The organism is Kitasatospora sp. NPDC001309 (genome assembly GCF_042896295.1).
Taxonomy (GTDB): domain Bacteria; phylum Actinomycetota; class Actinomycetes; order Streptomycetales; family Streptomycetaceae; genus Kitasatospora.
On the sequence record NZ_JBIAXC010000013.1, the window covers coordinates 25,245 to 38,567 of the forward strand.

The following is a 13,323-nucleotide window of genomic DNA, read 5'->3' on the forward strand; positions in this document are numbered from 1 at the left end:
CTACTAGGCTGGGCCGGTCGGTCGGCTGGACGGCCGACCGGCTGGACGGCCGGACGCGCCTGGGGGAGGAAACGGCACGTGACCTTGTCGGAACACGATCCGCGGGAGATCGGCGGGTACCTCCTGGAGGGCAGGCTCGGCGCGGGCGGGATGGGCGTCGTCTACCGCGCCCGGTCGGTCTCCGGGCGGCAGGTGGCGGTGAAGGTGATCCGGCCCGAGCTGGCCGCGGACGCCGAGTTCCGGGCCCGGTTCCGGCAGGAGGTCACGGCCGCGCGCAAGGTCAGCGGGGCATTCACCGCGCCCGTGCTCGACGCCGACCCCGACGCCCCGGCGCCCTGGCTGGCGACGCTCTTCGTCCCCGGCCCCTCCCTGGGCGAACGGGTCTCCGGCCAGGGCCCGTTGACCCCGCCCGAGGTGCGCAGGCTGGCCGCCGGACTCGCCGAGGCGCTCCAGGAGATCCACCGCGTCGGACTGATCCACCGCGACCTCAAGCCCGGCAACGTGCTGCTCGCCGAGGACGGGCCGCGCGTCATCGACTTCGGCATCGCGCGCAGCGCCGGCGAGACCCAGTTGACCAGCACCGGCGTCGCCGTCGGCACCCCGCCGTTCATGGCCCCCGAACAGTTCCGCAACGGCACGGCGACCACGGCCACCGACGTGTTCGCCCTCGGCTCCGTGCTGGCCTTCGCCGCCACCGGACGCGGCCCCTTCGGCGCGGACTCCTCGCACGCCGTGGGCTTCCGGGTCGTCTACGAGGAGCCGGACCTGGCCGGGCTGGCACCCGAGCTGTACCCGCTGATCATCGGGTGCCTGGCCAAGGAGGCGGAGCAACGGCCCACGGTGGACGGGCTGTTGAGGATGACGGGGGAGGCGGCGAGGGAACGGACGGTCCAGCTGCGGACGGGGCCGGTGGCGCCTGCTCCGGCCTCGGCTCCTGCTCCTGCTCCTGCGACCGTTCCGGCTCCGGTCGTTCCGACGCCCACGGCCCCCAACCCGGTCGCCCCGGCGTCGGTGCCGCCACCGGCGCCGCCGACCGTACCGCCGTACCTGCCGACCGCCCCCTCCGTCGCTCCCTCCACCACCCCCGCCGGTCGATCCCGACCGCGTAAGGCCCTGCTGATCGGCGCCGCCGTGGCCGCCGCCGTCATCGCCGCGGCGGGCACGCTCGGCTACCTCACCTGGCACTCCGGTGCGCCGGAAACCGGGCAGGCCGGGCAGGCCGGGCAGAGCGGGCAGACCGGCCCGTCCGCCGTCGCCTCCGGGGTCAGCTGCGCCCCGGCCGGGCAGGCCACGATCGGCGTGGACGGGATGGAGGGCGCCCTCGTCGAGCGGTGGACGGCGGATTTCGGCAAGGCCTGCCCGGGCAACCGGCTCACCTACAAGGGCCCTGCGGCCCCCAGCGCCGACGACCCGTTCAAGACCGCCAACGCGACCCTCCTCGCCGACGGCGGGCTCGACGCCGCCGGATTCGACACCACACTGACCGATCAGCAGGCGGTCACCTACGGCAAGCACTGCGCCACCGGCCAGGTGTCCCAGCTCCCGGTCACCGTGGCCCCCGTCGCGGTCGTCTTCAACGTGCCCGGGGTCGTCGACCTGGTGCTCGACGCCCCGACGCTCGCCAAGATCTTCCGGAAGCAGATCCAGTCCTGGAACGACCCGGCGATCAGGGCGCTCAACCCGGCCACGGTGCTGCCCGGTTCACCGATCGACGTCCGGATCCCGGCCGGGCTGTCCTGGTCCGCCTACGTGTTCTCCCAGTACCTCGGCAAGGCCGCGCCCGCCGACTGGCCGTACGAGGTGGGCGCGGTCTGGGACTCCGAGGCGAAGGCCCGGCCGGGGGCGACCGAGGCGAGCATCCCCGGCGCCGTCGCCGGTGCCCAGGGGTCGATCGGCTTCGTCCCGCTGCGGGACGTCGGGAACCTCCACGCGGCCCGGGTGCGCACCGGTGACTCCGACGCGGCCCCGAGCACCGCGACCGCCGGCACGATGGCCGCGACCGGCACGGCGGAGACCTCGGGCGGCAAGGTGTCGGTCAAGCTCGACTACCAGAAGCCGGTCAAGGGCGGCTATCCGGTGGTCGGCTTCGGCTACCTCGCCTTCTGCGGGAGCGGCGGGAACTCCGCCGTCGTGGCGGGCCTCGCGTCCTACGCGGTCAGCGGCCCGGGCCAGGCGAGCGGCGAGTCGATGAAGTACGGCACGCTGCCCCCGGCAGTCGTCCAGCAGGTGCAGGGGGCACTGGCCGGGCTCCACGCCCAGTAGCGGCGCCGGAGGCGCGCCCGGTCGGCCACAGCGCCGACCGGGCGCGCGCAACGGATCCGCCGGGGTCGCTACTCCTCGACCCGGACCTTGTCGGCCTGCAAGCCCTTCTGGCCCTGGACGGCCTCGAAGGAGACCTTCTGGCCCTCCACCAGGGACTTGAAGCCGGTCGACTCGATCGCCCGGAAATGCACGAACAGGTCGGGGCCGGACTCCGGGCTGATGAACCCGTAGCCCTTCTCGTCGTTGAACCACTTCACGGTGCCGTTCTGGCGCTCGGCCATGCCTACTCCTCGGGGTCGGGGCGCGGTGCCGTCGCGTGATCCTCTCACGGAGGGCGCGTGAGTCGACACGAAGAGTAGTCGAGCCGCCCTAGGTGTGCCGGGGTCGGAGCGCCGCCGAGGCGGCGACGAGGAGGTCGCGGAGGGCGGTGGCGGCGGGGGAGGGCGCGGCGGGCGTGAGGACGACCTGGTCGGCGGTGGTCGAGGGGCCGGTGAGGGGGATGACGTGCAGCCCCGGAGGCCGGTGGTCGAGGGCGGACTCGACGGTGATGCCGATGCCGGTGCCCGCGGCGACGTGGGCGGCGATGGCGTGGACGCTGTCGGCGGTGCGGATGATGCGCAGGTCGGCCCCGCCGATCCGGAAGGCGGTGAGGAGGCGGTCGCAGAGGCCGCTGTTGATCTGGTGGGGCCAGGTGAGCAGGCCGGTGGTGGAGAGTTCGGCGGTGCTCAACTCGGCGTGCCCGGCCAGAGGATGGGCCTCCGGGACGAGGGCCATGAAGCGCTCGGTGGAGAGCACCCGGGCCCGTACGCCGGTGATGCCGCCGGTGGCCCAGCCGATGCCCAGGCCGATGGTCTCCGCGCGGAGGGCGGCGACCAGGGCGGTGGTCGGCATGGCCTCCGGCACGATCGTCACGTCGGGGAAGCGCTCGCGCAGTTGCGGGAGGCAGCGCAGCAGCAGCTGGTGGCCGGTGTACTCGGCATGGCCGACGACGAGGGTGGTCCCGGTCCGCTCGCCGGCGGCGAGCGCGCGGCCGCGCTGCTGGAACCCGCGCAGCTGGGCGAGGGTGGCATGGGCGTCGGGGAGCAGGGCCGTGCCGAGCTCGGTGAGGGAGACCCGGCGGCTGGTGCGGTCGAACAGTCGGCCGCCGAGGGTGTGTTCCAGGCGCCGGACGGCGTCGCTGACGGTGGGCTGCCCGCGGTGGAGACGGGCGGCGGCGCGGCCGAAGTGCAGCTCCTCGGCGACCGCGACGAATGCTTCCAGTTCGATCCTGTCCACCGTCCCACGGTAGCGCGACCGGCCCGGCGATCGATCGGTGCCACCGATCGCTGCATGCCGGAGTTCGGCGTTGATGCCGGACCGCGCACGGGCTGAGATGGGAGGACAAGCAGCGCAGTCGATCGACGAGAACGGTGAAGAGACATGGCAGTCAACGGTGTTGAGTCCGGCCGGGCAGTGCCGGCGGTCACGGTCGGCGTGGTGTTCCACTCGGTGCACGGCCACACCCGGGTGCTGGCCGAGCACCTCGCCGCCGGCGCCCGGCGGGTGCCGGGCGCGGAGGTGCACCTGGTCGAGATCCGGGCCGAGGATGTCAACGCGGGCCGCTGGCACGACCCGGAGGTGCTGGCCCTGCTGGACCGCTCCGACGCCATCGTGTTCGGCAGTCCGACGCTGATGGGCAGCGTGTCGGCGGTGTTCAAGGCGTTCATGGAGGCCGCGTTCACGCCGTTCGTCACCCAGGGCTGGAAGGACAAGCTGGCCGGCGGGTTCACCATGTCGGCTTCGCAGAGCGGCGACAAGCTCGCCGTGCTGGAGCAACTGGCCGTCTTCGGTGCACAGTTGGGCATGCAGTGGATCGGCGTCGGCGACATGCCGGGCAACAACTGGAGCGGCGGCAGCCGGGACGACGTCAACCGGCTGGGCTCCTGGCTGGGGCTGATGAGCCAGAGCAACGCCGACCAGGGGCCGGAGCACGCCGGGTCGCGCGGGGACCTGGCCACCGCCGAACGGTACGGCGAGCGGATCGCCCGGCTGGCCCAGCGCTGGGTGAACGCGGTGCCGTACGAGACGACGCGGATGACGGAGCACGAGGCCCGTGCGCTGTCGGCGATCCTGCGGGAGGCGGGGGTGGAGGTGTCGGGTGTGCCAGGTGCGTCGGGGGCGCCGAGTGCGCCGGGGGTGCCGGCGGCGGGCTGAGGGGGTGGGCCGAGGGGGTGGGTCGCCGGCCCGGGGCTGGCGGCTGGGTGGCTGTTGGGCTCCCGACGGTGGATCCGATACGGTTGCATCGGAATGTCCCGGGGTGGAGCCCGGAGGCGGGTGGAATCGGGCGGAGTCGGAAGGTGCGTGGCGGATGCCCAAGCAGGTCGACCACGAGGAGCGGCGCCGACGGATCGCCGACGCCGTCTGCGCGCTGATCGACGCCCAGGGCCTGGAAGGCGCGACCCTGCGGGACGTCGCCACCCGCGCCGACGTCTCCATGGGCGCCGTCCAACGCTGCTTCCGCAACAAGGAGGAGATGCTCCGGTTCGCCCTCGGCCACATCGGCGCACGCGTCACCGAACGGGCCCGGGGCCGACTCGTCGCCGGCCCCGCCCAGTCCGCCGCCAGCACGGTCGGCCACGTCGTCGGCGAAGTCGCGCTGCTGCGCGAGGAACACCGCGCCGAGGCCCGGATCTGGCTCGCCTTCCTCGCCGCGGCCGCCGTCAACCCCGCCCTGGCCGCCGACCTGCGGGCCGGCTACACCGACCTGGAGGGGCTGCTCGCCCGACTCGTCGCCGAGGCCGCCCCCGCCCTCGACCCCCGGCGCGAAGCCCGTACGCTGCTCGCCCTCGCCGACGGGCTCACCGGACACGTCCTCATCGGCCACCGGACCACGGCCGAGGCCGAGGAACTGCTGCACGCCCATCTCGCGGGGCTGTGGCGGGAGCGTTAGGCGTCTCCGTCGGCTGGCTCCGTCAGCTGGCTCCGCCGGGCGTCTCCGCCTGGTGTCCCTGCCGGGTATCTCCGTTGCGGGGGTGGGGCTTTGCGGCGAGGATCCTGTTCGTGCCCGACTCCTGGTCCGAACTGACGCCCTATCCGAAGATCCCCACGAAGGGGCGCCCCGACGCGCCCGGCAGCCGGGAGTGGACGGCGGCGGAGAAGGTCCACGGCGCGCACTTCGCCGTGGTCTGCGAGGGCGACGCCGTACGGGCCGCCAAGCGGCGCGACCTGCTAGGGGACGAGGACCTCGACGCCTTCTTCGGCGTCAGCCGGATCTGGCCCCGACTGCGCGTCGCGGCGGGCCGGTTCGCGGCGGCGGTGCGGGCCGGCCGGGGCGGCGCCGCCGTCGTCACCGTGTACGGGGAGCTGGCCGGCGGCCGCTACCCCCACCCCGGGGTGCCCGTCGCCCCCGGGGCCGAACCCGTGCAGACGGGCGTCTGGTACGACCCCGGACTGCGCTGGCTGCCCTTCGACGCCACGGTGGAGACCGCCGACGGCCGCTGCTGGCTCGCCGACCGCGAACTCCGCTCCGCCGCCGACGCCGCCGGGCTGAGCTGCGTCCCCCTGCTCGCCCGTGGCCCGCTGAACACCCTCCAGGACCTGCCCGCCGCCTTCCCCAGCCGGGTGCCGGCCCTGTTCGGACTGCCCGAACTCGCCGACAACCTCGCCGAGGGCTACGTCCTCAAGCCCGCCGGCGAATGGCGCGAGTCCGGAGCGGCCCGCCCGGTGCTCAAGGTCAAGCAGAAGGCATTCGCCGAGGACGGGCGCTACGACGGCGCCCGCCCCTACCTCCCCCCGCCTGAGGGTGCCGCCGGCGTCCCCGCCTGGCTGCTGGTCCAGGCCTCCGCCCTGCTCACCCCCGCCCGCGCGGCCGCCGCCGTCAGCAAGCTGGGCCCGCGCACGGCTCCGGACGCGGTCGCGGCGGAGATCGCCCAGGATGTCACCGACGAACTCGCCGAAGCCCTCGGCGGCTTGGAGCCGGCCACCGCGTCGGCACTGCGGGACGTCCTCCGGCCCGCCGCCGATGCCCTGGTCCTCTTCGACGCCCAGGGTCGGGCGCGGCGGTGGGGGCGGGGGCGGTCCTGAACGTACGTCCGTGTGATGCGCGGATGGGACGGGCGTCCGTGTGATGCGCGGATGGGACGGACGTCCGTCTCGGAGGCGCAATGGGACGGACGTCCGTCCCAGGCTCCCGCTGGGACGTACGTCCGTGTCAGACGACCAGCCGCACGGTGCGTCCGTCCTGGACGTCCAGTGGGACGGACGTCCGTCCCAGGCGCTCGCCGGAACGTACGTCCGTATCAGACGGCCACGCCGGACACCCGTGTGAAACGCACGTCCGCGTAAAACGCACGTCCGTGTGCCCGCCCGCCCCCGAGGCGCGCGCCGTCCGCTGTGCGCCGGTTCGGCGCTGCGCGAGGGGTTCTCGGGAACGGGCTCTTATTGTACTGTCCGTCTAATAAGGCGGGTGAGCGGGAACCCGCAGGGGCAGGCACCAGGAGGCAGCCATGGCTCTCACCCGGCAGACGCCGGCGGACCGGAACGGCCACGGGGCGGCGGAACACGGCCACACGGCGGCCGACGACGACGTCTCGAAGCGGCTGCTGGAGTCGGCCGCCACCCTCTCCTACGACCCGATGACCGAGATCGACTGGGACGCGCCCCTCCCCGAGGAGCACTACGGCCTCAACCCCGAGTGGAGCACCCTCTACGGCACCCGGCTGTGGGACGAGATGACCGAGCAGCAGCGGATCGCGCTCACCCGGCACGAGGTCTGCTCGATCATGAACACCGGCATCTGGTTCGAGATGATCCTCCAGCAGATGGTGCTGCGCGACCAGTACCTCAAGAACCCCGCCAACGCCGAGTTCCAGTTCGCGCTCACCGAGATCGCCGACGAGTGCCGCCACTCCATCATGTTCGCCCGCGCCTGCCAGAAGATGGGCGTCCCCGCCTACCGGCCCAACAAGGTGATCGCCCAGGCCGGGCGCGCCTTCAAGGCCCTCGCCAAGGGCGAACTCGCCTACGGCGGCATCCTGGTGGCCGAGGAGGTGCTGGACGTCATGCAGCGCGACTGGATGCGCGGCGAGAACGTCCTGGAGATCGTCCGCGGCAGCTCCAGGATCCACGTGGTCGAGGAGTCGCGGCACATGAAGTTCGCCCGGCAGGAGATCCGCGAACGGGTGCGCCACGCGGGCCCGGCCCGGCGCCGCGCCTCGGCCACCGGCATCGCGATCGGCGCGTACGTCATCGTCAGCAGCATGGTCCACCCGGGCGTCTACAAGGCCGTCGGGCTGGACGTCGCCCGCGCCCTCGACGAGGTGAAGGGCAACGAGCACCGCAAGGCGATGATGCGCAACAGCTCCCGGCACCTGATGGCCTTCCTCGCCGAGACCGGGCTGATCACCAGCCGTTCGGCGGCGATCTACCGCCGCGTGCACATGCTCTGACGATCCGTCACCCACAGCGAGGACCCACCCCGGCCATGGCCTACGCGATCACCCGGACCTGCTGCAACGACGCCTCGTGCGTGTCCGTCTGCCCGGTCAACTGCATCCACCCGACCCCGGAGGAGCCGGAGTTCGGCACCACCGACATGCTCTACATCGACCCGCAGGCGTGCATCGACTGCGGGGCCTGCGCGGACGCCTGCCCGGTGGACGCGGTGTACCCGGTCGACCGGCTGCGCGGTCCGGACGTCGTCTTCGGCGACCTCAACCGCGACTGGTACCGCGACCACCCCAACGACCACGCCTGGGGCGCGCCCGGCTTCCCGCGCAGCCTGCCGGGCGAACTCGGCACCCTGCGGATCGCCGTGGTCGGCACCGGTCCCTCCGCCGGGTACACCGCTCAGGAACTGCTGCGCTGCACCAGCGCCGAACTGACCATGATCGACCGGCTGCCGGTCACCGGCGGCCTGCTGCGGCACGGCGTCGCCCCCGACCACCAGTCCACCAAGCGGATCGCGGAGAGCTTCGCGAGCGTCTTCCACGACCCCCGGCTGCGGATGCACCTCAATCTGGAGGTCGGCACCGACGTCACCCACGAGGAACTCGCCGCGCACCACCACGCGGTGGTGTACGCGGTGGGCGCGGCCGCCGACCGGAGGCTCGGCGTGCCCGGTGAGGACCTGCCCGGCAGCCTGCCCGCGACCTCCTTCGTCGGCTGGTACAACGCCGACCCGACGGTGCCCGCCGACGCGGTCGAGCTGTCCGCCGAGCGGGTCGTGGTGGTCGGCAACGGCAACGTCGCGGTGGACATCGCCCGCATCCTGCTCACCGACCCCGACCGGCTCGCCGTCACCGACATCGCCGACCACGCCCTGGCCGCGCTGCGCCGCAGCCGGGTCCGGGAGGTCGTGCTGCTGGCCCGGCGCGGGCCCGAGCAGGCGGCCTGGAGCGCACCGGAGTTCCTGGCGCTGCGCCGGCTGCCCGGTGTCGAGCTGGTGGTCGAGGACCACCCGCAGGTGCGGGCGGCGATCGAGGCGGCCGCGCCGGACTCGCGGGCCGCGCTGCTGGCGGGTCTGCCGCTGGTGCGCACCGGGGACGAGGGCGGCGAGGGCGGCGAGGGCGGCGAGGGTGCGCGGCCGGGGCCGGGCCGGCGGATCGTGCTGCGCTTCCTGTCGACCCCGGTGGAGCTGGCCGGGGCGGACGGCCGGGTCGCCGGGCTGACGGTCGAGCGGACGCGGCTGACCGGGGACGGCGTGCCCGACGGGACGACGGGGGAGCGCGAGACCCTGCGGGCCGGGCTGGTGGTGCGCTCCATCGGGCACCGCGGCGTGCCGCTGCCGGGGCTGCCTTTCGACGAACGGACCGGGACGGTCGCCCGGCGGGGCGGCCGGGTCGTCGACCCGGCAACCGGGCAGGCGCTGCCGGGCGCGTACGTGGTCGGCTGGGCCAAGCGCGGGCCCTCCGGCGGGATCGGGGCCAACCGGGCCTGCGCGCGGGAGACGGTGGACGCGCTGCTGGACGACGCGGTGGCCCGGGTGCTGCCGGAACCCCCGGCGGGGCGGGCGGAGTTCGAACGCCTGGTGCGGCGGCGCCGGCCGGACGCCGTCGGGTTGAAGGAGCTCCGCGCGGTGGACCGCGCGGAGCGCGAGCGCGGTGCGGCGCAGGGACGGCCGAGGGTGAAGCTGGCGACGGTGGCGGAACTGCTGGCGGCGGGCCGGCGACGCTAGGGCCCGTCCTACGGCCTTCCGGAGGGGCCCTGCGCAGGGGGCGGCCCGCTCCGGGAGCCGCCGGTCGGCTCCACGGTCCTGCCGGTCGGCTCCACGGCCGTGCCGGCATCGGAGCCCTCCGGGTAGAACTGCCGTGCCCAGCGCCGGAACAGCCCGATCGAGCGCTCCCCGGGCACCAGTCGCGGCTGCGCCAGGTAGCGCTTGTGGGCGAGCACGGGCCGGTCCTGCTTGATGATCCGGACCGAGGCCTGGAGTGCCAGCCAGGACGCCGCCCGGTCCACGGCCCGCGCCGCGCCGACCCCCGGCACCGGTACGGTGGCGGTCACCGCGAAGCGCACCAGGGTGCGCCAGGGCGCGAGCGGTGTCGGCAGCACCCACACCAGCAACGAGCTGCCCAGGTCGGGGAGTTCGGCCGTCAGCCGCATCATGCCCAGCCCGGCCAGGGTCACCGGCTGGTCCAGGCTCACCGCGCCCAGGCCCGGGAACCGGGTGGTGGTGCGCTGGTGGACGGTGAACAGCGGGCCGTCCGGCTCCGGTGGTGCGCTCTCGCGGGTGTCCAGGCCGTGCAGCACCGCGACGTGCCGGAAGTCGACGCTGTTCTCCATCACCTCCTGCGGGTGGGAGAGCAACTCCCCGCTCCACCAGGCCAGCGGCCGCACCCCGACCGCCGGCGGCAGCTCCCAGGCGGGCGCGGCGCCGTCCGGCCCGTCCTCCGGCCCGCCCCGCCAGACGAACAGCGCGCCGTCCCGCTCGACCAGCCGGCGCCGCGCCAGCTCGCCGCGGAACCGGGTGCCGTTTGGGGAGCCCGTGCAGGAGCCGTCCGGGGCGAAGGCGAAGCCGTGGAACGGGCAGACCAGCTCCTCGCCCCGCACCCGCCCGCCCGCGCCGAAGTGCGCGCCCAGGTGCGGGCAGTGCGGCCCGATCGCGCGCACCGCGCCCCGCCGCGTCCGGTACAGCACCACGTCCTCGCCCATCAGCCGGGCGGTGCGGACCCGGCCGGGCGGCAGGTCGCGGGCGCGGCCCACGCAGAACCAGCCGCTCGGGTACGGCAGCGGGGCGGAGTGCTCGGCCATGGCGGTCACCTCGGTGGCTTGACGGCGGTGTGGACGTACCAGGCGATGTGCTCGCGCACCGCGTACATCTCCACGGTGGAACGGAGGTTGAGCCAGCGCGCCGGGTCGCCGAGGCGGCGCAGCAGCTCCCAGGGCAGCCGGAAGTACGCGTGCACCGCCTCGGTGGTCGGCAGGTAGTAGGGCGTCGCGTCCAGCGACTCCTCGACCTCGAAACCGGCCCCGGCGAGCAGCTGCGGCAGGGTGCCCGCGTGGTAGAGCAGGGCGCCGGTCATCGCCATCGCGTCCAGGTACGGTTCGAGCAAGGCCCGTGCGGGTGCGGGTAATTGGTCCACCGGGCCGGTGCTCATCGGGCCGAGCAGCACCAGCCGCCCGCCCGGGCGCAGCACCCGGTGGAACTCGGCCAGCGCGCGGGCCGGGTGGTAGGAGTGGACGAGGGTCTCCATCGAGTAGGCGCCGTCGAACCCGCCGTCGGGGAAGGGGAGTTCGTGGTAGTCGCCCCAGTGGAAGTCGGTCCGGTCGGCCAGCGCGGCGCGGGCGCTCAGCCGACGGGCCTCGGCGAGGTGGAAGTCCAGGACGTCGACCCCGGTGACCAGCAGCCCGAAGCGGGTCGCCATCGCCCGGGCCACCACCCCGGCCCCGCAGCCCGCGTCCAGCACCCGCGATCCGGCGGGCAGCGCCAGCTTCTGCCCGAGCACGTCCTGGAGTTGGCGCTGGGCCCGCCACAGCCGCCACTTGGACTGGCCGGGCTCGGTCCACCCCCAGTGCCGGGCGTTGCGCGCCACCCGGGTGTAGAACCACCGGCTCCCGGCGCGTCCGTACACCCGGCGCAGCGCGGCGAGATCGAGTTCCTGGGCGACCATGCCGTCACGCTAGCGGCGGGCCCGTCGCCCCTCCCGGCGGCGCCACGGGCGGTTGCGCCGCCGGGAGGGTTCGTACGGTCGTCTGACCGGCTGATCAGCCGACCAGGGTGGCGCGCAGCCAGGGCACGATCAGCCCCATCGCCTCGCCGAAGCGCGAGATCGCGCAGTGGCCGGTGTCCGGGACGAGTTCGACCCGGGTGTCCCGGCGCCCGGTGAACACCAGGGTGTCGTGCTGGGGGACGTGCACGTCGTCCGCGCCGTTGACCACCAGCATCGGCCCGTTGGCGTCCCGGTCCAGCAGTGGGCGCAGGTCGAAGGCGGCGAACGCGTCCTCGCGGGCCGTCGGGCCCGGCATCGCGTCGAAGCCCAGGGCGTTGCCGACGATGCCGTCCATGCCGAAGGCGAAGCCGCGGCCGCGCGCGAAGGACCGCTCCACCGGCCCGCCGAGCACCACCGCCGCGTCCACGGCGTCGGTCAGGCCGGTGCGGGCCGCGTAGTAGCCGCCCATCGAGATGCCGAAGTGGCCGACCCGGCCGCCGCCGAGGGTACGGGCGAAGGCGATCAGGCCCTCGATCACCTCGGCTCCGCCGTCCGGGGTCATCGGCAGGTGGGCGGTCTCGCCGGTGCCCGCCAGGTCGAACAGCAGCAGCCGCACCGGCAGGGCGAGTGCCAGCTGCTCCCACATGCCGTGCAGGTCGGTCTTCCAGGAGTCCACCCCGCCGCTGGCCAGGAGTACCGGCGCGTCGGCGGGCAGGCCGGGGGCGGCCATCAGGTGGACGGGCAGGGAGGTGGTGCCGCCGCGGTACGGGACGGTGACGGTACGGCGCTCGAACTCCACCGGGAAGCCGGGGGCGGCCAGGACGTACTGCTCGATCTGGCGGGCGAGCGCGGTGCGCTTGGGGGCGTCGGCCAGCGAGGGGAACTTGGCCCAGCCGTACGCCTGGGCGGCCTCCCGGTGCCGTCCGGCGGCGGCGTGCCGGGCGGCCAGGGCGGACCACTCGTGCACCCAGCCGCCGGGCCGGTCGGGCCACATCTCGGTGACGGCGGCGCGCACCGCGTCCACCTCGGCGGCGGGCAGGCCGAGGGTCATCTGGGGGTGGCGCTCGGCGAACAGGTCCTGCGGGTCCAGGGGCCAGGTGAAGGACATGGTGGTGCCTCCCGTGCTGCTGGGTCTCTCGATGTTCCGATTCTTAAGGCCGGAACTCTTGCGTTAGTGACTATGCGCCTGGCGGACCGTAAACGCAAGTACTCCTGCGTTAAGCTGGCCTCCGAGCCGAACGAGGGGACCGCCGCATGACCGAGCAGGAACCGGAACCGGAACCGGAGCCGATCCGCCGCCGCCCCGGCGGGCGGGCCGCCCGGGTGCGCCAGGCCGTCCTGGCCGCGGCCATGGAGGCCCTCGCCGAGGGCGGTCTCGCCCGGCTCGGCATCGCCGACGTCGCCGCCCGCGCCGGGGTCAACGAGACCACCGTGTACCGGCGTTGGGGCAGTCGGGAGAAGCTGGCGCTGGACGCCATGCTGACCGCCAGCGACGAGGGGATCCCCGTCCCCGACACCGGGGCCGTCCGCACCGACCTGGCCGCCTTCGCCCGCGCCCTGGCCGACTACACCGCCACCCCGCTCGGCCGTGCCGTCGTCCACGCGGCCGCGCACAACTCCGACGACCCGGCCCTCGCCGAGTCCTGGCAGGCCTTCTGGCAGACCCGCCTCGACCGGGCCGGCGTCATCGTGCACCGGGCCGTCGAGCGCGGTGAACTCCCGGCCGGCACCGACGCCCGCCTCGCCCTGGAACTGCTCTGCGCCCCGATCCAGACCCGGGCCGTGCTCGGACACCGCTCGGTCGACCCCGACCTGCCGGAACGGCTCGCCGACGCCCTGCTGGACGGGCTGCGCGCGCGGGCCTGACGGGCGGGTCTGACGCGGGTCTGACGCGCGGGCCTGACGGGCGGACGCGCAAGGGCCGGTGACTCCAGGG

The 13,323-nt window shown here is 74.5% G+C and carries 12 protein-coding genes; 7 read left to right on the forward strand and 5 right to left on the reverse strand.

Going from position 1 to position 13,323, the window contains the following annotated elements:
• The first annotated feature begins 78 nt into the window (after positions 1 to 78).
• Complete coding sequence (locus ACFY2K_RS15830; RefSeq protein ID WP_387711815.1) at positions 79 to 2,262, forward strand: serine/threonine-protein kinase; 2,184 nt, start codon at positions 79 to 81, stop codon at positions 2,260 to 2,262.
• A 68-nt stretch (positions 2,263 to 2,330) separates the two neighbouring features.
• Here the strand turns inward: ACFY2K_RS15830 and ACFY2K_RS15835 are convergent, their stop codons facing one another.
• A complete protein-coding gene (locus ACFY2K_RS15835) occupies positions 2,331 to 2,543 on the reverse strand; it encodes a cold-shock protein (protein WP_380407577.1) in 213 nt (70 codons plus the stop codon).
• An 88-nt stretch (positions 2,544 to 2,631) separates the two neighbouring features.
• Positions 2,632 to 3,537 (reverse strand): LysR family transcriptional regulator, encoded by a 906-nt coding sequence (locus ACFY2K_RS15840; RefSeq protein WP_380523252.1) that lies wholly within the window; start codon positions 3,535 to 3,537, stop codon positions 2,632 to 2,634.
• A 144-nt stretch (positions 3,538 to 3,681) separates the two neighbouring features.
• Between ACFY2K_RS15840 and ACFY2K_RS15845 the strand changes: the two genes are divergently transcribed.
• From ACFY2K_RS15845 to ACFY2K_RS15865, 5 genes are all read left to right on the forward strand, one after another.
• Complete coding sequence (locus ACFY2K_RS15845; RefSeq protein WP_387711818.1) at positions 3,682 to 4,455, forward strand: flavodoxin family protein; 774 nt, start codon at positions 3,682 to 3,684, stop codon at positions 4,453 to 4,455.
• Between the two features lie 154 nt (positions 4,456 to 4,609).
• Positions 4,610 to 5,191, forward strand: a complete 582-nt coding sequence (locus ACFY2K_RS15850; RefSeq protein WP_380590414.1) for a TetR/AcrR family transcriptional regulator — start codon at positions 4,610 to 4,612, stop codon at positions 5,189 to 5,191.
• A 110-nt stretch (positions 5,192 to 5,301) separates the two neighbouring features.
• Positions 5,302 to 6,324, forward strand: coding sequence for an RNA ligase family protein (locus tag ACFY2K_RS15855; protein ID WP_387711820.1), 1,023 nt, complete (start codon positions 5,302 to 5,304; stop codon positions 6,322 to 6,324).
• A gap of 422 nt (positions 6,325 to 6,746) precedes the next feature.
• On the forward strand, positions 6,747 to 7,688 hold the full coding sequence (locus ACFY2K_RS15860; protein WP_380523249.1) for a diiron oxygenase: 942 nt from the start codon (positions 6,747 to 6,749) through the stop codon (positions 7,686 to 7,688).
• Positions 7,689 to 7,723: 35 nt separating this feature from the next.
• On the forward strand, positions 7,724 to 9,415 hold the full coding sequence (locus tag ACFY2K_RS15865; protein ID WP_387711822.1) for an FAD-dependent oxidoreductase: 1,692 nt from the start codon (positions 7,724 to 7,726) through the stop codon (positions 9,413 to 9,415).
• A gap of 8 nt (positions 9,416 to 9,423) precedes the next feature.
• Here ACFY2K_RS15865 and ACFY2K_RS15870 read toward each other — a convergent pair whose 3' ends face one another.
• The 3 genes from ACFY2K_RS15870 to ACFY2K_RS15880 form a co-directional block, all read right to left on the reverse strand.
• Positions 9,424 to 10,488, reverse strand: coding sequence for an aromatic ring-hydroxylating dioxygenase subunit alpha (locus ACFY2K_RS15870; protein WP_387711824.1), 1,065 nt, complete (start codon positions 10,486 to 10,488; stop codon positions 9,424 to 9,426).
• A 5-nt stretch (positions 10,489 to 10,493) separates the two neighbouring features.
• Positions 10,494 to 11,348, reverse strand: a complete 855-nt coding sequence (locus tag ACFY2K_RS15875) for a methyltransferase domain-containing protein (RefSeq protein ID WP_387711826.1) — start codon at positions 11,346 to 11,348, stop codon at positions 10,494 to 10,496.
• Between the two features lie 94 nt (positions 11,349 to 11,442).
• Entirely contained in the window at positions 11,443 to 12,495 is a 1,053-nt protein-coding gene (locus tag ACFY2K_RS15880) for an alpha/beta fold hydrolase (RefSeq protein ID WP_387711828.1), read from the reverse strand.
• Positions 12,496 to 12,641: 146 nt separating this feature from the next.
• Here ACFY2K_RS15880 and ACFY2K_RS15885 point away from each other — a divergent pair, with 146 nt between their 5' ends.
• Positions 12,642 to 13,253, forward strand: a complete 612-nt coding sequence (locus ACFY2K_RS15885; RefSeq protein WP_380523245.1) for a TetR/AcrR family transcriptional regulator C-terminal ligand-binding domain-containing protein — start codon at positions 12,642 to 12,644, stop codon at positions 13,251 to 13,253.
• Positions 13,254 to 13,323 lie beyond the last annotated feature (70 nt).